This window comes from Bradyrhizobium sp. AUGA SZCCT0176 (assembly GCF_018130145.1).
Lineage (GTDB): Bacteria > Pseudomonadota > Alphaproteobacteria > Rhizobiales > Xanthobacteraceae > Bradyrhizobium.
The window spans coordinates 20,700-46,205 of the sequence record NZ_JAFCMB010000017.1 but is presented as its reverse complement, the minus strand read 5'-3'; the positions used below and the strand labels follow the sequence as shown (position 1 = coordinate 46,205).

24 protein-coding genes, 1 tRNA gene and 1 pseudogene are annotated in these 25,506 nt (G+C 63.3%); 8 read left to right on the top strand and 18 right to left on the bottom strand.

Annotation, left to right across the window (positions count from 1 at the left end; all coding sequences use genetic code 11):
* Positions 1-26: 26 nt before the first annotated feature.
* Positions 27-1,763 carry a methyl-accepting chemotaxis protein gene (locus JQ600_RS28725; RefSeq protein ID WP_212388017.1) on the bottom strand — a complete coding sequence of 579 codons (1,737 nt, stop codon included), beginning with the start codon at positions 1,761-1,763 and terminating at the stop codon, positions 27-29.
* 109 nt (positions 1,764-1,872) lie between these two features.
* On the opposite strand from JQ600_RS28725, the gene JQ600_RS28720 reads away from it, so the two are divergent.
* A complete protein-coding gene (locus tag JQ600_RS28720; protein ID WP_212388015.1) occupies positions 1,873-3,312 on the top strand; it encodes a deoxyribodipyrimidine photo-lyase in 1,440 nt (479 codons plus the stop codon).
* A 1-nt stretch (position 3,313) separates the two neighbouring features.
* On the opposite strand, the gene JQ600_RS28715 is transcribed toward JQ600_RS28720, so the two are convergent.
* Positions 3,314-4,189, bottom strand: coding sequence for a DMT family transporter (locus JQ600_RS28715; RefSeq protein WP_212388013.1), 876 nt, complete (start codon positions 4,187-4,189; stop codon positions 3,314-3,316).
* A 63-nt stretch (positions 4,190-4,252) separates the two neighbouring features.
* Between JQ600_RS28715 and JQ600_RS28710 the strand changes: the two are divergent.
* Positions 4,253-4,429, top strand: a pseudogene (locus JQ600_RS28710) (S-(hydroxymethyl)glutathione dehydrogenase); the annotation flags it as partial.
* Positions 4,430-4,469: 40 nt separating this feature from the next.
* Here JQ600_RS28710 and JQ600_RS28705 read toward each other — a convergent pair.
* Positions 4,470-4,916, bottom strand: coding sequence for a hypothetical protein (locus JQ600_RS28705; RefSeq protein ID WP_212266139.1), 447 nt, complete (start codon positions 4,914-4,916; stop codon positions 4,470-4,472).
* A gap of 233 nt (positions 4,917-5,149) precedes the next feature.
* Between JQ600_RS28705 and JQ600_RS28700 the strand changes: the two genes are divergently transcribed.
* The 3 genes from JQ600_RS28700 (at position 5,150) to JQ600_RS28690 (ending at position 5,981) form a co-directional block, all read left to right on the top strand.
* Positions 5,150-5,404 (top strand): hypothetical protein, encoded by a 255-nt coding sequence (locus tag JQ600_RS28700; protein WP_212266138.1) that lies wholly within the window; start codon positions 5,150-5,152, stop codon positions 5,402-5,404.
* 53 nt (positions 5,405-5,457) lie between these two features.
* Positions 5,458-5,534 (top strand) — tRNA-Arg (locus JQ600_RS28695).
* A gap of 57 nt (positions 5,535-5,591) precedes the next feature.
* Entirely contained in the window at positions 5,592-5,981 is a 390-nt protein-coding gene (locus JQ600_RS28690; RefSeq protein ID WP_409363289.1) for a hypothetical protein, read from the top strand.
* Between the two features lie 56 nt (positions 5,982-6,037).
* Here JQ600_RS28690 and JQ600_RS28685 read toward each other — a convergent pair whose 3' ends face one another.
* Positions 6,038-6,511, bottom strand: a complete 474-nt coding sequence (locus JQ600_RS28685) for a hypothetical protein (protein ID WP_249133835.1) — start codon at positions 6,509-6,511, stop codon at positions 6,038-6,040.
* Positions 6,512-6,608: 97 nt separating this feature from the next.
* Complete coding sequence (locus JQ600_RS28680; protein WP_249136138.1) at positions 6,609-7,175, bottom strand: hypothetical protein; 567 nt, start codon at positions 7,173-7,175, stop codon at positions 6,609-6,611.
* A gap of 267 nt (positions 7,176-7,442) precedes the next feature.
* Between JQ600_RS28680 and JQ600_RS28675 the strand changes: the two genes are divergently transcribed.
* Positions 7,443-7,826, top strand: a complete 384-nt coding sequence (locus JQ600_RS28675) for a VOC family protein (RefSeq protein ID WP_192733798.1) — start codon at positions 7,443-7,445, stop codon at positions 7,824-7,826.
* A 9-nt stretch (positions 7,827-7,835) separates the two neighbouring features.
* Here the strand turns inward: JQ600_RS28675 and JQ600_RS37460 are convergent, their stop codons facing one another.
* Positions 7,836-8,282 (bottom strand): hypothetical protein, encoded by a 447-nt coding sequence (locus JQ600_RS37460; RefSeq protein ID WP_212388007.1) that lies wholly within the window; start codon positions 8,280-8,282, stop codon positions 7,836-7,838.
* Positions 8,283-8,509: 227 nt separating this feature from the next.
* Here JQ600_RS37460 and JQ600_RS28665 point away from each other — a divergent pair, with 227 nt between their 5' ends.
* Positions 8,510-8,857: a GrlR family regulatory protein gene (locus tag JQ600_RS28665; protein ID WP_192733799.1), complete on the top strand. Its 348-nt coding sequence runs from the start codon at positions 8,510-8,512 to the stop codon at positions 8,855-8,857.
* 26 nt (positions 8,858-8,883) lie between these two features.
* Here JQ600_RS28665 and JQ600_RS28660 read toward each other — a convergent pair whose 3' ends face one another.
* From JQ600_RS28660 to JQ600_RS28650, 3 genes are all read right to left on the bottom strand, one after another.
* On the bottom strand, positions 8,884-9,237 hold the full coding sequence (locus JQ600_RS28660; RefSeq protein ID WP_212388005.1) for a cupin domain-containing protein: 354 nt from the start codon (positions 9,235-9,237) through the stop codon (positions 8,884-8,886).
* A gap of 16 nt (positions 9,238-9,253) precedes the next feature.
* Positions 9,254-11,935 (bottom strand): PAS domain S-box protein, encoded by a 2,682-nt coding sequence (locus JQ600_RS28655; protein ID WP_212387995.1) that lies wholly within the window; start codon positions 11,933-11,935, stop codon positions 9,254-9,256.
* Between the two features lie 275 nt (positions 11,936-12,210).
* Positions 12,211-12,981, bottom strand: a complete 771-nt coding sequence (locus tag JQ600_RS28650; protein ID WP_212387993.1) for an AraC family transcriptional regulator — start codon at positions 12,979-12,981, stop codon at positions 12,211-12,213.
* Positions 12,982-13,050: 69 nt separating this feature from the next.
* Between JQ600_RS28650 and JQ600_RS28645 the strand changes: the two genes are divergently transcribed.
* A complete protein-coding gene (locus JQ600_RS28645; protein ID WP_212387991.1) occupies positions 13,051-13,473 on the top strand; it encodes a nuclear transport factor 2 family protein in 423 nt (140 codons plus the stop codon).
* A gap of 1 nt (position 13,474) precedes the next feature.
* On the opposite strand, the gene JQ600_RS28640 is transcribed toward JQ600_RS28645, so the two are convergent.
* The 9 genes from JQ600_RS28640 to JQ600_RS28600 form a co-directional block, all read right to left on the bottom strand.
* Complete coding sequence (locus JQ600_RS28640) at positions 13,475-14,392, bottom strand: DMT family transporter (protein WP_212387989.1); 918 nt, start codon at positions 14,390-14,392, stop codon at positions 13,475-13,477.
* Positions 14,393-14,487: 95 nt separating this feature from the next.
* A complete protein-coding gene (locus tag JQ600_RS28635) occupies positions 14,488-15,312 on the bottom strand; it encodes an NUDIX hydrolase (RefSeq protein ID WP_212387987.1) in 825 nt (274 codons plus the stop codon).
* A gap of 4 nt (positions 15,313-15,316) precedes the next feature.
* The gene (locus tag JQ600_RS28630; protein WP_212266129.1) at positions 15,317-16,270 is read right to left on the bottom strand and encodes a dihydrodipicolinate synthase family protein; all 954 of its coding nucleotides are present in this window, start codon (positions 16,268-16,270) and stop codon (positions 15,317-15,319) included.
* Between the two features lie 71 nt (positions 16,271-16,341).
* Positions 16,342-16,794, bottom strand: coding sequence for a GNAT family N-acetyltransferase (locus JQ600_RS28625; RefSeq protein ID WP_212387985.1), 453 nt, complete (start codon positions 16,792-16,794; stop codon positions 16,342-16,344).
* 28 nt (positions 16,795-16,822) lie between these two features.
* Positions 16,823-17,701, bottom strand: coding sequence for an SDR family oxidoreductase (locus tag JQ600_RS28620; protein ID WP_212266127.1), 879 nt, complete (start codon positions 17,699-17,701; stop codon positions 16,823-16,825).
* A 183-nt stretch (positions 17,702-17,884) separates the two neighbouring features.
* Positions 17,885-18,745, bottom strand: a complete 861-nt coding sequence (locus JQ600_RS28615) for a MaoC/PaaZ C-terminal domain-containing protein (protein WP_212387983.1) — start codon at positions 18,743-18,745, stop codon at positions 17,885-17,887.
* Between the two features lie 201 nt (positions 18,746-18,946).
* On the bottom strand, positions 18,947-19,336 hold the full coding sequence (locus tag JQ600_RS28610; protein WP_212266125.1) for a Zn-ribbon domain-containing OB-fold protein: 390 nt from the start codon (positions 19,334-19,336) through the stop codon (positions 18,947-18,949).
* The gene (locus JQ600_RS28605; RefSeq protein WP_212266124.1) at positions 19,336-20,484 is read right to left on the bottom strand and encodes a thiolase domain-containing protein; all 1,149 of its coding nucleotides are present in this window, start codon (positions 20,482-20,484) and stop codon (positions 19,336-19,338) included. Before JQ600_RS28605 ends, JQ600_RS28610 begins: the two co-directional genes overlap by 1 nt.
* A gap of 1,347 nt (positions 20,485-21,831) precedes the next feature.
* Complete coding sequence (locus tag JQ600_RS28600) at positions 21,832-25,323, bottom strand: indolepyruvate ferredoxin oxidoreductase family protein (RefSeq protein WP_212387980.1); 3,492 nt, start codon at positions 25,321-25,323, stop codon at positions 21,832-21,834.
* Positions 25,324-25,506 lie beyond the last annotated feature (183 nt).

The following is a 25,506-nucleotide window of genomic DNA, read 5'->3' as shown; positions in this document are numbered from 1 at the left end:
AAAGATTGGTAGCAGCCAGATTGCGATCAGGCCGCGCGAACGCGGTCCAGGAACTTCTCGACCTCGGCCTTCAGATGCAGGCTCTCGCCCGACAGCGCCTGCGCCGAGGCAAACATGCGGTTGGAAGTCTCGCCGGTTTCGCCCGCGCCCTGCGCAGCGTTGCGGATGTTGACGGCGACGTCGGCGGTCCCGCTCGCGGCGGCCCGGACGCTCTGGGCGATGTTCGCCGTCGCACCGCGCTGTTGTTCGACCGCGGCCGAAATCGAGGTCGCGATATCGCTGATGCGCTCGATGGTCTGGCCAATCGCCTTGATCGCGCTGACCGACTCTTCGGTCGCAAGCTGCATGCTGCCGATCTGACTCGAGATCTCCTCAGTGGCCTTGGCGGTCTGGCCGGCGAGGCTCTTGACCTCCTGGGCCACCACCGCAAACCCGCGGCCGGCATCGCCGGCGCGGGCGGCCTCGATGGTCGCGTTGAGTGCCAGAAGATTGGTCTGCTCGGCGATCGAGGTGATCAGCTTCACCACGTCGCCGATCCGCGCGCCCGCCTCCGACAGCTCGTTGATGCGCTGGTCGGTGGCCGCGGCCTGCTTGACCGCGTCGGCCGCGATCCCGTTCGATTCCTGGACGCGGCGGGTGATCTCGGCAATCGAGTTGGAGAGTTCATCGGATGCAACGGCTGCGGTGCGGACATGCTCGGAGGCGGTCTCCGACGCGCCCGCCGACTGGCCCGAAAGCCCGGCGGTGGTCCGCGCGGTCTCGGTGAGTTGCTTGGCCACGCGCTCGAATTCACCCGAGGAATTCAGCACCTTGTCGAGGATACCGCCGACGCTGGTCTGGAACTCGTCGACGAACCCGCGCAATTCGGCCTTGCGCTGTTCGACGGCGGCAGCCGCCGCCGCGGTCTGTTCATCGCGAAGCCGGCGGCGCTCGAGCGAGTTGTTCTTGAACACCGCTACCGTGCGCGCGATCTCGCCGATCTCGTCCATGCGCTCGTGGCAATCGATCTCGACGTCACTGTTGCCGTTGGCGATGGCGGTGAGCGAGGCCGTGACCGAGATCAGCGGCTTGGTCACGCGGCGCACGATCAGCATCGTCAGCAACATCACCAGAAGCGCTGCAATGGCCGCTGCGATCGCCATGTTCTGAATGGCATGCGACAGCATGGTCTCGAACTGCGCCATCGGAATGCCGACATAGAGAACGCCGATCACCTTTCCGGTCGAATTCGCGATCGGGTAATAGGCCGTCATGAACGTCTTGCCGAACAGCGTGGCCGGCCCCTTATAGGCCTCGCCGCGACGCAGGATCGGTTGTCCGGGATGGTCAGGTGCAAGCTGGGTGCCGACGGCGCGGTCGCCATTTTCCTTCTTCACGTTGGTGGAGCGGCGGACGAACTGGTTGCTGGCCTCGTCGTAGACGAACAGCGTCGCGTTGCCACCGACATAGCCAACCGAGCGATCGACGATCGCGTGGTCCTTGAATTCTGGCATCTTTGCCGCTTCGGCCTTGGCGACCATGCCGTCTTTCAGCGTGATCTTGGCGTCGGGGTAGGTCTCGGCAAAGGACAGCGCCAGCGTTCGCAGATTGACCTCGATGTCGCGAAGCGCCCGGTCGCCGAACTCAGAGTTGAGCGACCAATAGGCCGCGCCCACCACCAGCGCGGTATTCACCGCGATCAGGAGAACGGCCGAGATGACCGCTTTGGTGCCGAGACGAAGCTTCAGCGACGGCAGGAGTTTTCCAAACGACGGCAAGGACATGTGCAATTTTCCCCAAAATCGGGCTCAATTTGACGGTTCTTGCTTACGATCGGATTAATGGATGCAACCCTAGGCAAAGGCTTGGGAATTTGATGAAATCTATACGCGCATGACGAGTCCTCGCCCTGCCATCGTCTGGTACCGCGACGACCTGCGCCTTTCGGACCATCCCGCCCTGCATGCGGCCGCCAACACACAAGCGCCGGTTGTATGCATTTTCGTGCTCGACGAGAGGACGCCGGGCATTCGTCCGCTCGGAGGTGCTGCCCGCTGGTGGCTGGCGCGGTCGCTGCGCGCCTTGCAGGAGAGCCTCCGGGATCGGGGCGCGTCCCTGGTATTGCGCCGAGGGTCGGCCTCAACGGTCATTGCCAGCCTTGCGCGCGAGGTCGATGCCGGCGCCGTCTATTGGAACGAGATTGCACAGGCACCCCACCAGCGGGTGGCGGATCAGGTCGCGGCGGCGCTCGGTGGTGTTGCCACTCACAGATTTCCCGGCGACCTGCTGGTGGCGCCGAGCCAGATCCGCAACAAGGAGAACCGCGGCCTGCGGGTGTTCACGCCGTTCTGGCGGCGGGTGCAATCCCTCGGCGATCCGCCAAAGCCGCTGCCGGCGCCGAAGAAGCTGAACGGCAAATCCGATATTGCCAGCGATGCGCTGGAAGACTGGCATCTCGAACCAACCCGCCCCGATTGGGCTGGCGGCTTGCGCGAAAACTGGCGGCCTGGCGAAGCCACGGCGCAGGCGCGGCTCAAGGCATTCCTCGCCGGCGGTATCGCCGGCTATTCCGGTGATCGCGACCGCCCCGACCGCGAGGGCACCTCGCTTCTGTCGCCGCATCTTCGCTTCGGCGAGATCAGCCCGCGTCAGGTCTGGCACGCCGCAAGATTCGCCGCCGCCGAGCACCCTCGCCTGTCATCCGATATCGATAAGTTCCTCAGCGAACTCGGCTGGCGCGAATTCTGCCGTCATCTGCTCTATGACGTACCGGATCTCGCAACGCGCAATCTGCAGCCATCGTTCGACGCGTTTCCCTGGAAGCACGACACCAAGGCATTGCGCGCGTGGCAACGCGGGCAGACCGGATACCCCATTGTCGACGCCGGCATGCGCGAACTCTGGCACACCGGCGTGATGCACAACCGTGTGCGGATGGTGGTGGCCTCGTTCCTCGTCAAGCATCTCTTGATCGACTGGCGCGAGGGCGAGCAATGGTTCTGGGACACGCTTGTCGATGCCGATGCCGGCAGCAATCCGGCCAACTGGCAGTGGGTCGCCGGCTGCGGCGCCGATGCCGCCCCCTACTTCCGCGTGTTCAATCCAATCCTGCAGGGCGAGAAGTTCGATCCCGATGGCGTTTACGTCAGGCGCTGGGTGCCGGAGCTGAAGCAACTGCCTGACAATTTGATCCATCAACCCTGGACCGCGACACCGCTTGAACTGGCAAGCGCCGACATCGAACTCGGCAAAAACTATCCGCGGCCGATCATCGAGCACAAGGTTGGTCGTGAACGCGCGCTCGCGGCCTATGCGAGCATTCGCAATCGCTGAACTAGGCAGTGCGCCGGTTGACCAGAAACACCGCAGCCGCGCACGCGGTCATGCCGACAAGCGCGATTCCATCGAGCTGCTCGCCAAACAGCACATAGGCCATCAGCGCCGTCACCGCCGGCACCAGATAGAACAGGCTCGCCACCGACGTCGCGGCCGAGCGGCGGATCAGCCAGTACAACAACCCGATCGATCCGATCGACAGCACCACGACCAGCCAGCTCAGCGCGAGCACGAACTCCGTGGTCCAATGCACCACATTGTTCTCGAACAGCCATGCCCCGAGCCCGAAGAAGATCGTAACTGCGATGTATTGTACGAGATTGCCCGCACGCCAGTCGATCGCGTTGCAGTACCGCCGCTGGTAGAGCGTGCCGAGCGTAATGCTGATCAGCGACACGCCGGAGGCAAGCCAACCCCAGCCCGCGTCGCCGCTCATCGGCCGATTGTGCAGGATCAGCACCACGCCCGCTAGCCCAAGCAAAAGTCCGGCCCATTGAATGGCCGTGACGCGCTCACCGAGCCAGCGGTTGGCGATGGTCGAGGTCAGGATCGGCTGCAGGCCGGGGATCAGCGCGGACAGCCCCGCGGGAATCGAATGCGCAATCGCAATCGCGGTGCCACCGAGATAGAACCCGTGCACCAGAATGCCGGCGACGGCGCTGTGGAAGATGCCGATCCGATCCGGCCAGCGGGGCCGCACGATCGCGACAATCACCGCCATCAAGACGACCACCAGCGCCATCCGGATCGCGAGATAGGTCAACGGATCGGCGTTGTTGACGACGTATTTGGTGGCGATGAAGCCGGTGCTCCACAGCACGACGAAAATCGCCGGCGCCGCCCGCGCGGCAAGATCTTCAAGGTCACGGTTCATTTGCGAAAGCGTAGTGCCCGATCATATGCCATGCGGCAAGGACTGATCGCGCGGATCCGTCGCACCGCGTTCGGCGGCGCGCGCGGCCGCACCGACGTGCCGAAGATCGTCGAATGGTACATGCAGGGCAAGATCCAGATCGACCCGATGATCACGCATGTGATGCCGCTGAGCGAAATCAACAACGCGTTCGAACTGATGAAGCGCGGGGAATCGATCCGTGGCGTGGTGACGTTTTAGGGAGTGGTGATGACACACAGCCAGCGCGATTGCGCTCGGTTCAAAACGCTTCCGGACAGGGATCGACGATCTTCCAGAGCTCGCCACCGTTCTTGATCTTCTTCATCTCGGTGGTGAGCCCGCCATTGCGGCGGATCCAGTCCTTCACGGTATCCGGATAATAGGACATCAGGTCCGACGTTCCGTCGGAGCTCGTGACCTTGATGCCGAAGGTGAAGGCCTTGTCGTAATAGGCCTGGTGGAATCCGAGGCTTGCCTTGGGCGTCACGCAGATCTTGTTCATCGGCACGATGCCGAACACCAGTGTGCAGGCCGAGTTGCAGATGCCGTCGATGATGACGCGTTCCTTGCGCTCGCGGATCCGCTTGTACTTCGTCTTGTATTCCTCGACGTAGCCGCCATGGTCGCGCGTGATGTGCAGATCGGCCCGCGCCGGGGTCGCGACCAGAACCGAGAGGGACAGCAGGGCAAGGGACGTGATGCGCATGGGTCGATTGGGAACCAGATAGCCTTGTCAAAGCGGAAGGTGGTCCTTGAGGTCCAGACCACACCGCAGAACCTTGGCCGGACTGTGTTGGGATTTCGTTAAGCATCCTTTAGGGGCCAAAAATAGGCAAGCTTCCGCCAGTTTTCCGGAGCTTTTCCTGTCGTTTTGCGTAAAATTCCCCCCGAACCGGCCAAAACTGTCTAGTTTCCAGTGGGATTTTCCGGAGAATCAAAATGCCCAAAGCCAAGTCTTTAATCGCCGCCGCCCTCTTTGCTGCCGCGGCCCTGGCGCCGAGCCTGGCGGACGCCCGCCATAACCGGCACCACCGCCAGCACTGGCCGTTGCCCTACCCGATCAGCTACCTGCACAATTACGGGCCCGGCCCCCAGCCCGGCACTTTTGCCTATTATGACGGCCCCTCAACAAACCACTGCCGCCAAGGCGCGGCCGCCTACATCGGCCAGGGCGGCCGGCACCCCTGTTACTAAACGTTCCGCTGCTGGCCCTGCCCGGACAAGTCTGATAATCGGGCGGGCTACAGGCACTCGTAGCTCAGCTGGATAGAGCATCGGATTTCGATTCCGAGGGTCGGGAGTTCGAATCTCTCCGAGTGCGCCATTTCGGCGCAAGGCCGGGCCGCCCACCACGCATTCGAGAGCGATTGATATGAGAAAGATGATCCTGGCGCTGGCGATCCTGTATCCGGCCGCGGCGTTTGCTCAGGGAACGGCCACGCCCGCCCCCGCGAACCCGGCCCCTCCTCCGACGGTTGGCGACAAACCGCTGGTGCAGGTCGGGTCGAAAAAACCTCCTGCCGAGAAGAAGTCGGCAAAGGCGGCGCCCGCCAAGCCCCTGTCCATCGCGCAGAAGCTGCAAGCCTGTCAGGATATCGACGACGCGACAAAGGAACGCCTGACCTGCTATGACGGCGTCTATGCGCCGCAGCCGAAACCCAAGCCGCCGGCCGCCAAGAGCGCCAGTGAATGCCGGTTCGTGAAGGAGGAAGACGAGCGGCTGACCTGCTTCAACCGTTTTGTCGACAAAATCCCGCAGTTGCCGCGGTAACCGTCAAAACCGCCCGGCCCGAGGGCGGCGCATGTCGCAAGCGGCGCATGAGACCCTTACCAGGTGTTGTTCCCGAATAAGCCAAAGCCAAAGTGCTGCTGCTGGGCAACGCGCACCGGCGACGGCTGAACCGAGCGAGCCTTGGCGACCTTGCGCTTGCGCGGAGCCTGCGGCTCAACCTTCTTGGCTTCGGCCGGTACGAACTGGGCAAAGGTGTCACGCACCCGAGCCTGGGCGTTGATGTCGGCAATCGGCGCAGCCGGAGCCGCCGCGACCTGGGTGGTCACAGCCGGCGGAACAATGGTGGGAAGGCTCATGTCATAAACCACGCGTTCCGGCGGTTTCTGGTCGGAACGGATCCGCACCACGGTCTTGTCGATCGAGCCTGTCGAATTGCTGGCCACGGCGACCTGTTGCGGGGCAAAGGCATCGAGCGCGAACAACAACGCGAGCAGCGCTGCGCCGACAAACAGGAAATAACGCGCTACGGGCATTGGCGTGGCTCCCCCCGCACCATTCGCGCGGTTCATTCGCCTAACTGGAGATATAGTGATTAGTTCCTGGGGCATCCCCAAGGTTCAACGGCGGCGATCACATTTTCGGGTTCGCAAGGTTGGGTTCGCAGCGCTAGGTTCGACTTGCCGTCACCAGCGCACATTTCGCCTTGTTTGCGTTAACATTGACGAAGCCGACCAGCACACTTGAATAGTGCTTCCGGCTCCTGGTGTTCACGGTGTCCGGGATCACCCGCCGCCGCTCGGTCAAATGGCTGCCGTCCCTGCGGGTAAAGGCACAGGCAATTTCGACATCCTTCACCGGATAATCATTGGCGTTACGCAGCGTGAAGGTAACGAGCGCCTTCGAGCCGAGGCCGCCCCTTCGCCATGATTGCGAGGAAATCCTCAAACCCTCGATCGGCGACTTCGATTCCGGCGCAATCGACAACGGTGCGGTCACCGCGGCGGGCGTCGCCATCTGGTCCGGATTTGCCAAGGAAGTCGCGGCGGGAGCCGCCCCATCAACCAGGGATACATTCTGCGCGTAGATGGTCGGGGTAGGTTCCGCTGCGGCGTGGCCCTCGGCGTCGCTCGGTCCGGGAAGCATCATCCAGATCGTGCATCCCGCGATTGCGATGGCCGGCAACGCGAGCAGTCGCGCTTGCGGGGCTCCGAACGACCGTCCAGCGATCATCATGGCGATGCCCTCACCCGGCGGCGATATCGGTCGCCGCACCCGCACATGAAAAAGGCCCCACGGGCGTTACACCGTACGGCCTCTCACACGACTGCCGCTGTACGGTTCCGCCGCTAGCTCAATAATCACCCACGGCCCGAATGGTTGCACGCAAGCTCGACAATTCTGCGGTGCCAGGTGCACGACAGGGGATGGAATTGCGGACGGCCGGCCGCTAGATTGGCGGCGCTGCAATGCTAGCCGCGAAGACGCTTGGGGGAGACGAATATGCCGACAGTAACTTGGGACCATGTCCATTTGCGCAGTCCCGATCCGGAAGCGACCGCAGCCTGGCTTGCCGACATTCTGGGCGGCGAGATCGTCCGCGGACCAGGCAGGATCGACGTCAAGCTCGGCGGCGCCAACGTGTTCATCGCCCCTGTTGCGGCCGGAGACGGCGTCAACACGCCGCCGGTGACGCCGTATCAAGGCCTCGATCATTTCGGGCTGACGGTAAAGGACATCGACGCCGTCGCCGCCGAGATCAAGGCCAAGGGCGTCGAGTTTACCAAGCCACCGACCACGATCCGGCCCGGCGTACGCATCTGCTTCATCCGCGGACCGCAGGGCATTTCCATCGAGCTGCTGGAGCGCGACCAGAAATACGCGTGATCCACCGCGCTACGTCATTGATCCCGGCATAAAGCAGCGGATGGTCAATCCGGCGTAGCCACGAATCGGCCACACCATGGTTCGGCCGACGCGGTTGGGTTCCGTAATCACCGCGTCTTCGGGCACATCGAACCATTCGCCCTCGATGCGCACGCGGTAACGGCCGTTGCTCGATTCCCAATCGACATCGCTGACTGCGCTGCCGTCGGCATCGGAGCAACACGGCCCCTTCCCGCTTCTCAGGGAGTCGAACCATTCCTTGAGCGGCGAAGGGGCGTAACGGCCGTCCAGATCGCGCGTATGCCCGACCTGCGCGGCAATCGCCCACAGCGCCACGACACCCGATCTCAGCAGTGTCTTTCGCCAGCCCGCATGGCGGTTGCCCGGAGTTCCGCGGTTGTCATTCTCGGTGGTAAGACGCGGCGCATGGCCGCCGGAATTGATCCAGTTGCTCACCTGTCTGTTGCTCCAACACCCACCGGCCGGTGCGCAACAGGCGGTGCATTTCGCGGGCCAACCTGATTCGGAACCCGCCGCCAGTCATCCTCGTGTCATGGCGGCGTTGGACTCGCGCCGGTATATTTGCGGCCGGTATTTGCGGCCTGCCACGTTGACGCCGCGGGTTCCGCTTTGGCATAAACGATAACCGGGTTCCGTGGGCGCGGAGGCCGGATTGGGACGTCATGAAGAACGGTCTGTATTCGATCCACGTCAGCCTGCTGGACGGGCGATCCGGCAAGGGCAGCGGTGTGATTCTGTTCCGGGATGGCCAGATCCTCGGCGGCGATGCCTATCTGTTTTACACCGGCAGCTACACCGTGAAGGGCGATACCTTCAAGGGCGAGGTGCTGGTGCAGCGTCACACGTCGAGCCCCGATGCCAATCCGCTGTTCGGCGGGCCGGCCCCCGTCGGCATTGGCGTATCCGGCACCTTCACCGATACGCGCGGAACCATGAACGGGACGGCGCTGGTCGGCAAAGCCAGCCAGATTTTCGGCGCCACGCTGCGCAAGCTGGCCGATACCAACTAGGCTAACCGCCGCTCATCGGTAGAATATCACACCCTCCTGCGCGGTGCGGCTGTTGCAGCATCGCCGGTGTTGGGCGTGCCGGTGGGCTCGATCAACAGTAGATGGACCTCTTCCCTCGCAACGGGCCGATGCTCGACGCCCTTGGGCACCACATACATCTGCCCCGACCCGAGCGTGATCGTTCGATCGCGCAGCTGAATATCCAGCACGCCCTTCAGCACGAGAAAGAAATCATCCGTGTCATCGTGCTTGTGCCAGACGAATTCACCTTTCACTTTCACAACCATGACGTCGCAATTGTTGAACTGCGTAACCGTGCGTGGCGACCAGTGCTCGGAGAATGTGGACAGCTTCTCCGACAAATCAATTCCATTGCTCATCGATGGTACCTGATTGCTATTCTGCCGCCATTTCGAGCGGCGCGATGCGCGGCAGGATCATCTGGATCCGCGTGCCGCCTCCCGGCTCCGAATCAAGGTCGAGCCGCCCGCCTAACCGGTTGGTCACGATGCTGTAGACGATGTGCAGGCCAAGCCCGGTGCCGCCCTGGTCGCGCCGTGTCGTGAAGAACGGATCGAACGCGCGGCGACGAACGTCGAGGGTCATGCCGCATCCATTGTCGGAAAACAGAACCTCGACATTGTCCTTGCCTGACTCGCGCACCTGGATATCGACCGTGCCCGGCTTGCCGTCAGGGAACGCGTGCGCCACCGAATTGAGAAACAGATTGGTCAGCACCTGTCCGTAGGGCCCGGGATAGCTGTTCATCGTCAGGTTAGGCTGGCAATCGACATTGAGTGTCAGATTGTGTTTGCGAAGGCCCGGCCGCAAGCTCATCACCACCTGCTCGGTGAGATCGCCAAGATCGAAGCTGCGCTGGTCGGAATAGTTGCGGTCGGCGGCGACCTGCTTGAACGACTGGATCAGTTCGGCGGCGCGATTCAGATTGGCGACGAGTTGCGATGACGCGTCGCGACTGGTTTCGAGAAAATCGGTCAAACTGGAACGCCGCAGTTCGCCACGCGCCACCTCGGCGGTGAAATTCGCCGCCTTGCGCTCCAGCGCGGAGGCGACCGTGAGACTAATGCCAACGGGATTGTTGACCTCGTGCGCGACGCCCGCCACCAGCCGCCCGAGGGCTGCGAGTTTTTCGGCTTCAATCAGCGAATTCTGCGTTTCCCGCAAATTTCGCAGCGCGCCTTCCGCGGCGTCCTTGGCCTTGCGCATCTCGAGTTCGACGCGCTTGCGCTCGCCGATGTCGAGCGCGACCGTGACGATGTTCTCGATCTCGCCCGACGCGTCCAGTAGCGGCAGCTTGTTGACCAGCCATTGCCGCATATTGCCGGTGGAATCCTTGTACTCTTCCTCATAGAAGCCGAGTTCGCTGCCGCCGGCCAACACCCGCTTGTCCGGCTCATCGGTCTTCGCCGCGCCATAGCGTGACATCAGGTCGGCCGTGGTGCGACCGATGGCTTCCCCAGGCTCGATGCCAAAAATACCGGCCATGTAGCGGTTCATCAGGAGATAGCGGAGCTGCTTGTCCTTGACGTTGATCACCGCGGGCACGGTATCGATCACCTGCTGCAGCAAACGGCGGCCTTCGGCGATCGCGTCCTCGGCCCGTTTTTGGTCGGTGATGTCGCGGACCGTTCCCTCGTAACGGACCAGTTCGCCATCGTCGTTGCGCACGGCGCTGGCGCTGTCCGAGAGCCAGAGCACCGTCCCGTCGCGCGCGCGAACCTGGTATTCGTACTCGCGTACCATGCCGTCGCGTTCCATCAGCCGCTCATATTCAACCCGCGCCTGCGGATCGACATAGACGGATTCGGAGACGTCGCCGAGGCCGTTGATCAGATCCTGCGGCGTGGCGTAACCCATCATCCGCGCCAGCGCCGGGTTGGCGTTAAGCAGTGCGCCTCCGGGCGTGGTTACGTAGATTCCGTCCACCGACGCCTCGAACAATTTTCGATAGCTTTCCTCGGCGAGACGCTGTTCGGCCAGCGCGCGTACCGCCGCCTCGCGCGCCGCGTCGGCATCGACCAGCGTCTGGCGAAACACCTCGGCGGCTCGCGCGATATCGCCGATTTCGTTGTCGACATCGGTCTGCGGGATCGAGGTGTTCTTTTCGCCGCCGGCCACCTTGCGGATCGAGGTTGCGATCGTCGCGAGCGGACGCACCGTGCGCCTGACCACCAGCAGCGAGGCGAACAGCCCGATCAGGACACCGGCGGTGCCGAGCACGATGCTCTGCCATTTTGCTTCCGTCAGCGTCCGGGCGAAATCGCGGGACAACACATGGCCGCGACGCGCGCTGACCTCGCGCAACAATTCGGTGACGCGCTGGATCAGGCGGCCCTCCGCGCCCAAGACCTCCTTGTCGATGTCGGATATCTGCCGCTCGCGGGTCGAGATGTTGATAATCGCGAGGGCATAATCATCGACGGCCGCGCGAAGCTTCGGCTCCGCCATCGTCATCGAGCGCATGCTTTGCGCCGCCAGTTCGGCGGCGGACGGATTTCGCGCCAGCAAAGCCGAGGTAATCTGGCTTTGGGTCTGAAACAGGGCCGACGCGATCAGTGGATCGGGGGTGTCGGCGATCGCGGCATCGAATTTCTCGCGCAGCGGCGGTAGCCCGACAATCAGCTCTGCGCGGCGGTTGATCAGGGCGGAAATACGTTCGATGCCGCTGCGGTAGGTCGACAGGCGCTCGGTGACGCCGTCGATCATGTCCTGCTGTTCGGGAGCAAGCTCCAGCCGGGTTTTCTTCAGGACCTCGCCGAGCGAGGTCGCCGCCTCGCCGACCTGGACCGATTGGGTGCCGGGGTCGGTGACGAAATCCCGGGCCGCCAGACGCAACTCGTTCATGCGCCGGTCGATATCCTCGGCGAGGTCGCCGACGCTTTGAAGCCGCTGCAGCTCGCCGAAGGTCGCATCGATGTGGCGGATGGCTATGACGCTGGCGGTGGAGGTGATGATAATCACCGCCAGCACCAGCATGAAACTGCCGAATGTCAGCTGGCCGATCGACAACGAGAACGATCGCGTCATTGGCGAATTCGGCGGCAATTCAGAGGTCATGTTATTGAGGCCGGGCTCCTATCGGCCGCAATATACGACGTTATTCGGGTCGTGGGGAACATGCTGAAATAGCTCGCGAAGCCGGCCAGACCGGCCGGGCGGTGATCCGATCCAGGCCTCCCCGGGGGTCACGCCGGCGTCACACTCCCCGGTCCTGGCTGCTCCAATACGGGATTCCAGCCGCGGCGGGGGCTTTGGCCAGTGCGGCAAAATGGCCAGATCTCGAGCCTCGGTCGGCGTGATGCCGGCCTCCTTTGACCTCGTTGGCCCCTCCCTTAACCCTCCACGGGCCGCAAGGCTTTCAGCAGGTCGGACGGCATCATGCCGAACATGTCCCGAAAGGCGCTGCTGAAATGCGCCGAACTGGCAAAGCCGGCGGCGTGGGCGGCTTCCGTCAACGATGAGCCCTCGCCGCAGGCGCGCACCGCAGCGCCCATCCGGATCCAGATCCGGTAGCGCCGGAGCGGCACGCCGGTCTCCGCCTTGAACAGATGCAGGAATCGCGACGCCGACAGGCCCGCATGTTCCGCCAACTCCGTCAGGCGGTGCGCCCGGTGCGGCTCGTCCCGCATCAGCCGCAGCGCCGCCGAAATCCGTGCGTTGGCTTTGGTGCCCGTGCCCACGCCCAGCAGTTCGCTGAGCGACAAACGTCCGTCGCGCGCCGCGATGCGGTTTTCGGCAAGGCCGGTCATGATCTCGATCACCGCGGATTCTTCCCGCAGTTCAAACGCCGCTCGCGCGCGCGTATCCGTCATTCGCGCCAGCAATGCCTTGAGGTCGCGTCCGAGCGGGTCGACATAGAGGAACGCCATGCGCCCGCGCGCGATCCGCAGATGATGCAGGCTGTTGGGCAATATCAACACGCTACGGGTGGAACGATAGTCGGTCGCGGTGTCCGTGGGGTCGTCGGCCACTTCCAGCGCCGCATCGAGGCCGATGGCAAGTACGGCGGTCGCATTGCGGTGCGGCGTCAATCCGAAGGCCGGGCCGAGATAGAGCACGCGGGCGCCCCACCCCAACAATTTCGCCTCGCCGATTGCGCGCATAGCCAGTTTCTGAAAGCCCGGATGGTTCAGGCGAATTTAGGGTGCCGGACCGCAACAGGACCCAGCACGATGACAGATAAGCCTGATGAGACCGACAGCCAAGCCGCGATTGAGCGCAACCGAGAGGCCGTGACGCGCTACGCGCGCGCCTGGCTTGCCGGCGACCGCGCCGCGCTCGCGGCTTGCTACCATGAAGATTTCACGCTGCACTATTTCGGCCGCAACCCGCTCGCCGGCGACCACAGGGGCAAGATGGCCGCGCTCGCGATCCTGGCCGAGGTCACCCGCCGCACCAGCCGAAAATTGCTCGGCATCGTCGACATCATGGCCGGCCCCGAGCGCGGTGCGCTGCTGGTGCGCGAGCGCTTCGAGCGCGACGGCAAGGCTAAGGAATTCGAACGGCTGCTGGTCTATGCCGTGCGCGATGGGTTGCTGGGGGAATGCTGGGTCTGGGACCAGGACCAGGCGGCGGTCGACGCCTATCTCGCGTGAGCTACGCCGGCACCGGTTTCGTCCTCCGCGCCGGGATCGTCATCGCGGCAACGCCGGCAACCACGCAGGCTAACCCGATCCATACCGTCGAGCTCAATTGCTCGCCGAGGAAGGTCACGCCGAACGCCACACCAATGGGCACGCGCAGATAGGCCTGCGCGGTGGCGCCGACTGATCCGAGCGTCTGGATCAGGCGGAAGTAAATGACGAACGCGAGCGCGGTCGAGAACACGGCGATCGCGAGCAGCGCCAGCAGCGAATGCATCGACGGCGCCAGCGTCCAGGGACGGTCGACAACGAGACTGAGCGGAATCAGGATCGCGGCGCCGCAGAGCAGCGATCCCGCCGCCGGCGCCATCGGATCGAGCCCCCCAAAATTGCGGCCGAAGATCGCCGCGCCGGCATAGCAGACTGCGGCAAGGACACAGACGATCTGTGCGATCAGTTGCTCACCAAGGCCGCCGAGCGCCTGCACGCCGACAATCAGGCAGATGCCGGCCATGCCAGCGATGACGCCGATCAGCTTTCGTGAGGTTACCGCTTCGTGACGGGTGATCGCGAAGGTCAGGAAGAACGTGAATATCGGCGCGGTCGAATTGAGGATGGTGGCGACGCCGGCGTCCAGCGCCCGTGCACCCCAGGCCACCATGACCCACGGAATGACGCTGTTGAGGCAGGCCTGGAACAGGAAGCGGCGCCAGTTCGCAGCATCCGTCGGCATTTTCACCCCGCGGCCGTGCATGATGGCCACCAGCAGCAGCCCCGCAATCAACGTACGGCCCGCGATCAGCGTGATCGGCGGAATCGTCTCCACGGCTACTTTCAGGAACGTGTACGACGCGCCCCATAGCGTCGCGAGCAGGAGAAGCAGCCCCAGTTCGCTCACGATCCCCCGGTGCTGCGGTTGGCTTTCGCCCATGTCGGTGATTCCGGTCCTGATCCATGCCAGGGCCGGACATTACAGACTGCAGACCTTACGATACTTCGTTCATCACCGAAGTGTGCATGCGTGCCTCAGCCGACCGAGCCGACCTCGAACACGTCGCCGTCATAGCCGGCCTCGAGCGGGATACGCAGCTGACGGCCACCATTGTTCCTGGTCATCATCGGCGTCACCGTGACGACGGACTTGCCTCTGGAATCCTCGAGCGCGGCCTGCACGCTGTCCTGCTTGCCGAGCTTGATCAGGTTGCGCGTGGTCGGAAACGGCAGCTTGAAGCGGCCGGTCTCGCCGCCTTCCAGCGCCTCGCGCGGCGACACCCAGATTGAATCGGTGGATTCCTTGCCGTCATGGGCGCCGACCTGTTCGGGTGGCGCGGCGGCGAGGAAAAACCAGGTATCAAAACGCTTCGGCATGCCTTCGGGCGTGATCCAGTGCGCATAGGGCACGAGTTCATCGAGCGCCAGCACCATGCCGTTGTCGGTCAGAACTTTCAGGAAGCTGATCTTGCTGTCGCAGAGATCGGCGCGATGTGCGGTCTCGATCTCGCTGGCCCTGACGGCGTCGACCAGCGTCTTCGATCCCTTCGGCCGCGCCAGCAGGATGCCGCTCTCCTCAAAGGTCTCGCGGATCGCCGCGATGCGGAAGCTGAGCGTGGCCTCGTCGAGCCCCTCGCCGCCCGAATATAGTTCAGGCGCCGCGATGATCTCCTGGTCGCCCTTGTCGACGCTGCCGCCGGGAAACACCAGCGCGCCGGAATTGAAGTCGATCTCATAATGGCGAACCATCATGAAGACCTCGATTTCGGCGCGGCTCTTGCCGTCGCCCTTCTGCGCCGTGGCGTCGCGCAGCAACAGGATTGTGGACGCAGGGCGCGGTGCTTTGGCGGGTTCGGTCATCGGATCAACCCGCCGCACTGGATTGCGGTTGCAGATTGGCGCGGCGATCGACCCGCGCCACCCGCGACAGCAGATATTCGACTTCGGCCTTTGCCGTCGCGGTGATGGTCGCTCCCGGCTTGCGCTGCGCGCTGGAGGCAATCACGCCGCGCTTCTGCAGCACATATTTGCGCACGGCGAGACCGGCGCCCGGCTGCTGCTCGTAACGGATCAGCGGCAGATGCGCATCGAACAGATCGTGCGCGGCGTCGCGCTTGCCCGCCTTTTGCAGTTTGACGACATCGATCAGCAATTCCGGGAAAGCGTAGCCGGTCATCGCGCCATCGGCGCCGCGCTCCATCTCGAAATCGAGGAACATGCCGCCATTGCCGACGAGAATGGACATCGGCTTCAGCGAGCCGTCCTTCTGGAAACCGCGCAGCGTCGAAATCTTCTCCAGCCCCGGCCAGTCCTCGTGCTTGAGCATCACGCAGGACGGGCTATCCATCACGATCTTGCGGATCACAGCGGGCGTGAACACGACGTTGAGCGTCAGCGGATAATCCTGCAGCACCCAGGGAATGTCGTCGCCGATGGCTTCCTGCGCCTGCTTGAAATAGCCCGTGATCTGGTCGTCGGTGCGTAAGTGCGGCGGCGGCGCGATCATCACGCCGGCAGCGCCCGCATCCATCGACGCCTTCGCCAGCGAGCGCATGGTGGCAAAGCCCGGCGCGGAGACGCCGACGATGATCTGCATGTTCTTGGCGCGCTTGACGAAGCGGATCGCGACCTGCTCGGCTTCATCAGCGTCGAGCTTCGGCGCCTCGCCCAAAATGCCGAGCACGGTGACGCCGTCGCAGCCGACTTCGGCATAGAAGTCGGTCAGCCGATCGATCGATTTCTCGTCGATGCGGCCGTCATCGTGAAACGGGGTCGGCGCAATCGCAAAGGTGCCTGCGGCCTGGGCGGTGAGCTTCATGGTCAGTTTCCGTAGTTAAGAGTGAGCGAGCGATATCCCTGATCCAGTGATACCACCTACTGGCTGATGTCTCAAAGCGAGAGATTAAGCCTGGGAATGAACCTTCCGGGGATCGAGCCGGATGGAACAACGCCATCATCGACCGCCCCCATGCGGCGGTAGAACGGGGCCGCGTCCGGATCGGCCTCGATCAGCATTGTCGTGGCCCCGGCGGCGCGTGCCGTGGCCTTGGCCCAATCGAGCAGCTGTCGGCCGGTGCCGGCGCGAAGCATGCCCGGTTCGACGAACAGCCTTTCGAGCTGCGCGACATCGCCTTCGGATTTCACCTCGGCAACGCCGGCGAGGCGGCCGTCGACTTCAGCGACCTGCACGCGGGATGACATGATGACCGCGGGCGTCATCGTCAGCTCCCTTCGGCAAGCCTGCATGAAGGCCGCGTCATAGCCCCAGACGGCCTTCGAGCGCAGGCACAATTCGGTAAGTGCCGGCGCTTCCTCGGGACGGGCGGGCCGCAGTGCGAGCATAGCGCCTCCTTCGGGGATGGGACGAGCGTCAGAAGCGACGCGCGCCCATCTTGATCTGTTCCTCGGAGAAGAAGATCTCCTTGGCATGCTCGACGATATCCTGCGCCTTCCAGGCCTCGCCCGGCGGCTTCCAGCCTTCCATTTCCATCATCCGCATCTCGCGGACGCCGCGGGGACCGGAAACACCGAGCGTCTTGCCGGTCTGGTCGCCCGACAAATCGCTGACCATGTATAGCACCGCCGGCGCGATGCCGTCGGGCCCAAGGGCCGCCTTTGGGTTCTCGATGTAGCGCGGCAGGTCCGCGGTCATGCGGGTTAGCGCACCCGGAGCGAGCGTCCAGATCCGGATGTTGTATTTGCGGCCCTCGATCGCCAGCACGTTCGACAGTCCCCAGATACCGCCCTTGGCGGCGCCGTAATTGGTCTGGCCGAAATTGCCGATCAGGCCCGAGGTCGAGGACGTGTTGACGATGACGCCGCCGCCGTTCTCGCGCATCCATTTGAACACCGGCTGGGTGCAGCAGAAGGTGCCTTTGAGGTGCACCCTCAGCACCTTGTCCCAGTTGGCCTCGTTGGCCTTGGCGAAAGTCTCGTCGAGCAGAATGCCGGCGTTGTTCACCAGGATGTCGGCGCGGCCGAAATTCTTGATGGCGTCGTCGAACACCGACTGACCACCAGCCATGGTCGAGATGTCGGCACCGTTGGCGACCGCGCGGCCGCCCTCGGCCTTGATCGCCTCGACCACCTTCTGCGCCATGGACTGGTCGCCGCCGGAGCCGTCGCGGGGACCGCCGAGATCGTTGACCACGACCGCCGCCCCTTCGCGCGCGAACAATTTGGCGTAGGCCTCACCCAGCCCGCCGCCCGCACCGGTGATGAGCGCGACCTTGCCGTCGAGTAATCCCATGGTGGTTCTCCTTTTATCGCTCTTGTTTTCTTAACCTCGCCCCGCTTGCGGGGAGAGGTCGAAAGCGAAGCTTTCGGGTGAGGGGGTACAGGTCTCACCACCGTCACAGTTCGTGGAGAGAGCCCCTCACCCCAACCCTCTCCCCGCAAGAGCGGGGCGAGGGGGCGCACCGCATTCGTCGCTTTATCCCAGCACCGTCTTGCCGCTCTTGATGACGGTGACGTTCCGCGCTTTCACCTTGGCTTCGAACGAAACGACGTTGCCGTCCTTCCACAATTCCATCGTCACGGTCTCGCCGGGATAGACCGGCGAGGAGAATCGCGCCGCGTGCTGCCGGAAGGCGGACGAGTCATAATCGGCATAGGTCTGCAGCACGCCGCGGCAGGTGATGCCGTAGGTGCACATGCCGTGCAGGATCGGTTTTGGGAAACCGGCCTTCCTGGCGAATTCGGGATCGCTGTGCAGCGGGTTGCGATCGCCGCAGAGGCGGTAGACCAGCGCCTGATCCGGGCGCGTGGAAATATCGACGATCTTGTCGGGCGCGCGGCTCGGCACCTTGTGCGGCTCGGGCTGGCCTTCAGACGGTCCGCCAAACCCGCCATCGCCGCGCGCGAAACGCGAGGCGACCAGTGTCGCAAGCTTCTCGCCCTTCTCGTCCCTGAGCACGGTCTGGTGGCGGATCACCGCGCCCTTGTCCTTGCCCTTGTCGAACACGTCGAGCACGGTCGAGTCGGCCGTGATATGCGCCGCGCCGGGCAGCGGCTTGTGGAAGGTGATGTCGCGCTCGCCGTCGACCACCATCACGCGATTGAGATTCATCTCGCCGGGACCCGCCCCCCAGGCCGCCACCGAGGCGAACGTCGGTACCACTTTGAGCGGACGCGGCGTCAGCGTGCCCTCGTTGACGAAGGCCAGCTCCTTCTCGTCCATCGGATCGGCGCCCATCCCGATCCCATAGGCGTAGAGCATCACCTCGCGGTCGGTATAGGCATATTTCTGGCCGAGATTTTTCAGGGCCATCAGCTCTTCATACTTGATCGGCATCTTCGCGCGTCCTTCCCGAATTCTTTCTTTTCACCGGCGCCCGTTAATGCGCCCTCTCCCCTTGTGGGAGAGGGCAGCACCGGCGCTCGTTACAAACTCACTTGGGTGAGGGGTTGCTTCACCAGGCACATATGCCCGCCGATAGAACCCCTCATCCGGCGCTTCGCGCCACCTTCTCCCACAAGGGGAGAAGGGAAGAATTTACGCGGGCGTGAAGAACGGCAGCGGGGCGCCGTCGGTCGGCTTGAACACCACTTTGACCTTCTGGCCGATCTTGAGCTTGTCCATATCGCAGTCGACGATGTTGGTCTGCAGCGACGGACCTTCCTTCAGCGTGACATAGGCGATCGCGTAAGGCCCGGTGGGGGATTTGCGCATCAGGCTGAAGGTGTAGATCGTCGCCTCGCCGGAGCTCTCCTCCCATTCGGTCTTGTCGGAGAAGCAGAACGGGCAGATCGAGCGCGGGAAGAAATGCGGCTCGCCGCAGGCGGTGCAGCGCTTGATCATGAACTTGCCCTGCTTGGCGGCTTCCCAGAACGGCGCGGTTTCGGGATTGCCTTGCGGCACGGGGAGTTTCTTTGCTTCGGCCATCACGCACGCTCCAGAATGCAGGTTGAGGCGGCATGGCGCACGCCGAGAAGTCCGCCGGTGCCATGGGCCACCGCGAGATCGCAGTTTTGCACCTGCACCTTGGGATGCGCTTCGCCGCGCAGCTGACGCACCGCTTCGATGATTTTTGTCATGCCACCGCGGTTGACGGGATGGTTGCTGCAGAGGCCGCCGCCATCGGTGTTGAACGGCAGTTTGCCGACGCCGGAAATCAGATTGCCGTCGGCGACGAACTTGCCGCCCTCGCCCTTCTTGCAGAAGCCGAGATCCTCGAGCTGCATCAAGACCGTGATGGTGAAGCTGTCATAGATCGAGGCGTATTTGATATCCTTCGGCGTGACGCCCGCTTCCTCGAAGGCGCGCGGGCCGGACCAGACGCCGGCAGAATAAGTGAGATCGAGATCCTTGCCGCCGCGCGGGCCCTTCATCGCCTCGCCGTGTCCGATCAGACGCACCAGCGGCTTCTTCAGGCTCTTGGCGATTTCCGGCGTGGTGACGATCAGCGCGCCGCCGCCATCGGTGACGACGCAGCAATCCATCCGATGCAGCGGATCGGAGATCATCGGCGAGTTCAGTACGTCCTCGACGGTGACGACTTCCTTGAGCATCGCGTGCGGGTTGTACTGGGCGTGATGCGAGGCCGCGACCTTGATCCAGGCGAGCTGTTCGCTTGTCGTGCCGTAGTCGTGCATATGGCGCATGGCACACATGCCGTAGGCATTGTGGGTGGTCGCGCCATAGGCGGCCTCGAAATCGGCCTCGGCGCCGGCGGCGCGCGGCGGCATCGGGCCGGTGCGCGGCTTGCCGGCCAAAGTGATCAGCGCGATCGAGCACTTGCCGGCAGCGATCGCCTCGGCGGCGTGGCCGAGATGGATCAGATAGGAACAGCCACCGGTATCGGTGGAATCCATGTGGCGCACTTTGAGGCCGAGATAGTCGACCATCGGCCAGAGGCCGCCGGGGGCATCGCCGGCGCAGAAATAGCCGTCGATGTCGGCCTTGGTGAGCCCGGCGTCCTCGATCGCGCCCTTGGCGACCTCGGCGTGCAACTGCGCGGTGGATTTATCGGGTGCGTGCCGGGTGGGATGTTCGTAGATCCCGGCAATGTAGGCTTTGCCCTTGATGGTCAAATCATTCTCCGCTGGCGTTTCTTATTTCCAAGGTTTTTCTGGCCTGTCGGGAGGGCCTTGGCAAGCGAGGAAATATTCCGTCAGGCGAGACGTAGCGACTGGACTCAAGTCGGGATGATTATGGGCGAACATCGTATCAGGTCGGGATGCCGACGCTGTCGAAGTATCCAGATCGTCGTCCCGGCGAAGGCCGGGACCCATACCGCGTGATCATTCAATAGAGGCTCGGGAGCAGAGACCTTCCGCAAAACTATTCCCTGTGGTTATGGGTCCCGGCCTTCGCCGGGACGACGTGGATACAGTTTCGCATTCTCGCGGCGCTGATCGCCCGAAGTTTTACAAATCGTTTCGCCCTTCAAAACAGAGGGCGCAGGGAATGCCGGATGCGCGCTGCACCCGCGGTCTCATGTGCGATTGTGCTAAGAAAGCTGCACACGAGCATACAGGGCAGCGGAGAACATCCGACATTCCCTGCGCAGTGGCTTTACGGCTTATGACGCGCTCTCCCCGGTGAGACGGCCTCTATTGCCACCGTCACCCCTCGGAAGCGTTAGCTTCTTCAGAGCTTGACGCCGTTACGGGCGCCAGGACCACACGCTTTTGCCGTACGCCTTTGCCGCGACCGTCAATCGCAACATCAGCGTCCACCGCATCCCCGTCCCTCGTTGTGACGATGGCCAACGCCCCTCTGAGTGGGACGGGATGGCGAGAATGTGCCGGTGATTTGGGCCGAAGGAAAGAGAAATATTTTTGATTTTCGGAAATTTAGGGCTTGACACGATTTCCGCAAACCAGAATTGATTTGCCCGTCGGGTTGTTTTGTCGCACCCGCTCTCTCCACGCCGTCATTGCGAGCCACCGGGTCGCGCGAAGAAAGGGTGGATTGCTTCGCTCGCAATGACGAAACCTGGTCCGTAAGGCGGATTCTGCTCTCTCCGTCGTCCCGGCCCGGTGCGCAATTGCGCACCAGGCCGGGACGACGACATTGTGAGAGCGCTCGCTACTCCGCCGCGATCTGCCACGGCACCGGCGGCGGGTTGACGAGGTCGGCCGCGAGTGCGCGCAGCGCGTCTATGCCAAAGAAACTTTCAACGTCATAAAACGTTGACGGTCATGGATTATGAACATCAATCATAGCGCAGCAATGCGCTCCAGTGGTGGTCGCGAAGGGCGGATGTACCCCTCGTGACAGTGAAGGCCTCCAGCTTCGGCTCGGAGGTCTTTTGCGTTTTAGGCATGCTGGAGCTCCAGCATTCGCAAAACTGAGATCGGTGGCTATGGGTCCCCCGATGCGCAATTGCGCATCTGAGCTCAAGGCCGGGACGACGATGTCGTGAGGGCTCGCCCCTACTCCGCCGCGATCTGCCGTGGCGCCGGTGGCGGGTTGACGAGATCGGCGGCCAGTTGCGTGTAGCGCGCCTTGGCGTCGTGCACCGCCTTCTCCTTGACCGGGCCGTAGCCGCGGATGCGGTCGGGCAACGACAACAGCTCAACGGCGGTATCGAGCGTGAGCGGCGACAGCAGGCCGAGCACGGTCGCGACGTCCTTCTCATAGCCGGCGATCAGATCGCGCTCCAGCTTGCGGTCGGCGCTGTGGCCGAAGATGTCGAACGCGGTGCCGCGCAGGCCCTTCATCTTCGCGAGCATCCGGAACACCGGCATCATCCACGCGCCGAACGCGCGCTTCTTCGGCCGGCCCAGCGCGTCGAGGCCGCCGCCGAGGATCGGCGGCGCGAGGTTGAATGAAAACTTGAAATCGCCCTCGAACTGGTCGCGAAGCTGCTTTTCGAAGCGGCCGTCGGTGTAGAGCCGTGCGACTTCGTACTCGTCCTTGTAGGCCAGCAGCTTTGCATAGTTGATCGCGACCGCGCGCGGCAAGGCCTCGTCGTAACCGCCATCGATGGCGGCGTCGCGGACGCGCTTTACTAGCGCCTGATAACGGGCGGCGAGTTTCGCGTCCTGATACTCGGTCAGGAGGTTGCTGCGGTGGGCGATGATCTCGTCGAGCGACATCGCGTCCAGCGTCTTGGGTGCGACGCTCCCGTCCTGATCCTTCATCATCGCGATCAGCTTTGCGGGGTCGTGTGCGGCCAGACGTCCGAGCTGGAATGCCTGGATGTTCAGCTTGATCGCAACGCCGTTGACCTCGATCGCCTGTTCGATGGCCTTGGCCGAGAGCGGCAGCAGGCCCTTCTGATAGGCAAAACCCATCATCATCATGTTGGTGGCGATGGAATCGCCGAGCAGCATTTCGGCGGGTTTGGTGAAATCGAAGAACGACGAATCCTTGCGTAGCGCGGTCTCCAGCACGTGGTTGACCTTGCGGGCCTGGAAATTGAAATCGCGGTTGAGGATGAAGTCGGCGATCGGAATGAGGTGGGTGTTGATGATTCCGGTGGTGCGGCTGGATTCGCAGAGCGTGATGGTTTCCTTGGACACGGCCACCACCTCGTCGGCCGCCAGCACGAGATCGGCGGTACCGGTGACGATGCGCGAACAGGTGACGTCGGCGGTGTGTTCTGACAGACGCACATGGCTGAGCACCGCGCCGCCCTTTTGGGCGAGGCCGGACATGTCGAGGATCATGCTGGCCTTGCCCTCGATATGCGCGGCCATGCCGAGCAATGCACCGATGGTCAGCACGCCGGTGCCGCCGACGCCGCCGACGGCGACGTTATAGGGACGGTCCAGCGCCGGCCTTGAGGCAGGCTCCGGCAGCTCGCCGATGTCGCCAACGCCCGCCGCCGCGCGTTTGCGCATCTTGCCGCCGTCGATGGTGACGAAGGACGGGCAAAAGCCCTTCAGGCAGGAATAGTCCTTGTTGCAGGTCGACTGGTTGATGGTGCGCTTGCGCCCGAGCTCCGTCTCCAGCGGCTCGACCGAAATGCAGTTCGACTGCACCGAGCAATCGCCGCAGCCTTCGCAGACGGCCGGATTGATCATGACGCGACGCGCCGGGTCTTCCAGCGTGCCACGCTTGCGGCGCCGACGCTTTTCGGCGGCGCAGGTCTGCACGAACACGATCGCGGAGGCGCCCTTCACCTTGCGCAGCGTCTTCTGGACGGTGTCGAGTTCGTCGCGATGCGCAGTCTTGACGCCGGGCGCGATCTCGGAGGCCGGATAGGCGTCGGGATTTTCCGAGACCAGATAGATTTCGCGGATGCCTTCGGCGTGAAGTTGGAAGGTGATCTGCTGCGGCGACAATTCGCCGTCGACATGCTGGCCGCCGGTCATCGCGGTCGCGTCGTTATAGAGGATCTTGTAGGTGATGTTGGCGCCGGAGGCGACCGCCTGGCGGATCGCGAGGCTGCCGGAATGGAAATACGTGCCGTCGCCGAGATTGGCGAACACGTGCTCTTCCTTGGTGAAGGGCGCGACACCGACCCAGGGCACGCCCTCGCCGCCCATATGGGTGAACGTCTCGGTCGAGCGGTCCATCCACAGCGCCATGAAGTGGCAACCGATGCCGGCAAAGGCGCGGCTGCCTTCCGGCACCTTGGTGGAGGTATTGTGCGGGCAACCCGAACAGAAATACGGCGTGCGGGTGATCGGCGCCACCGCCTGCATCTGCGTCGCCTGCCGGCCGTTGAACCAGTCGGCCTTGGCGCGCAGCTGTGCCGCGATTTCAGGATTGAGATTAAGTCGAAGCAGTCGCTCGGTCAGCGAGCTTGCCAGCGAGGCGACGCTGAGCTCTTCCGCAAACGGCAGGAAGCGCTTGTCGTGATCGTCCATCTTGCCGATGATCCGGGGACGGACATCGTCGCGCCAGTTGAACAGCTCCTGCTTCACTTGATTTTCGACGATCTCGCGGCGCTCTTCGATGATGAAGATTTCTTCGAGTCCAACAGCGAATTGCCTGACCCCTTCCGGCTCCAGTGGCCAGGGCATGCCGATCTTGTAAAGCCTGAGACCAATCTTGGCGGCGATTTCAGGCGTGATGCCGAGTTCGCGCAGCGCCTGGCGGATATCCTCGTAGCTCTTGCCTGACGCCATGATGCCGTAGCGGGCATTCGGCGAATCCATGGTGACGCGGTTGACCTTGTTGGCGCGGGCAAAGGCGATCGCGGCAAAGCCCTTGTAGTCCTGCAAGCGGCGGTCCTGCGCAAAGCGGTCGTCGGGCCAGCGCAGATTGAGGCCGCCCTCCGGCAGTTCGAAATCGGTCGGGATCACGAACGGCGTCATCTCGTCGGTGAGGTCGATCTCGGCGGTGGTTTCCACCGTCTCGGTGATCACCTTCATGCCGACCCAGCAGCCCGAGTAGCGCGACATCGCGATACCCAGCAAACCCATCTCGATCATTTCATGGATGCTGGAGGGATAGAGATAGGGCATCAGCGCCGACATGAAGGCATGGTCCGACTGATGCGGCACGGTGGACGATTTGGCGCCGTGGTCGTCGCCCGCGAGAACCAGTACGCCGCCGTTCTTGGCCGAGCCTGCCGCGTTGCCGTGACGGAACACGTCGCCGCAGCGATCGACGCCGGGGCCCTTGCCGTACCAGATACCGACCACGCCATCATAGTTGGCGCCGGGCGACAGATTGAGCTGCTGCGAGCCCCAGACCGCGGTGGCCGCGAGATCCTCGTTCACGCCGGGCTGGAATTTGATGTTGTATTGCTCGAGATGTTTGCGGGCGGCGAACAGCTGCTGGTCGTAACCGCCAAGGGGCGAGCCGCGATAGCCTGAAATGAAGCCTGCGGTGTTGAGCCCGGCGGCGCGGTCGCGGCGGATCTGCGCCATCGGCAGCCGCACCAGCGCCTGGATGCCGGTCAGGAAGATATGGCCGCTTCCTTGGGTGTATTTCTGATCGAGACTGATCGGACCCTGGTTGATTCCCATTTAAGCCCTCTTTTGCCAGCCGCTTTGATCGCCAAGACGATTTCTGAGCAAGGCTGTGTTTTATGTAGGCGTCAGAACTTCTTAGAACCAGTCTATGTCGGATTTTCCGCTTCCCGCACCACAAATCTCGGCAAGTCAGCCGCGCGATCAAAGATCGCAATTTCGTGCCGGGAAGAACGCCGG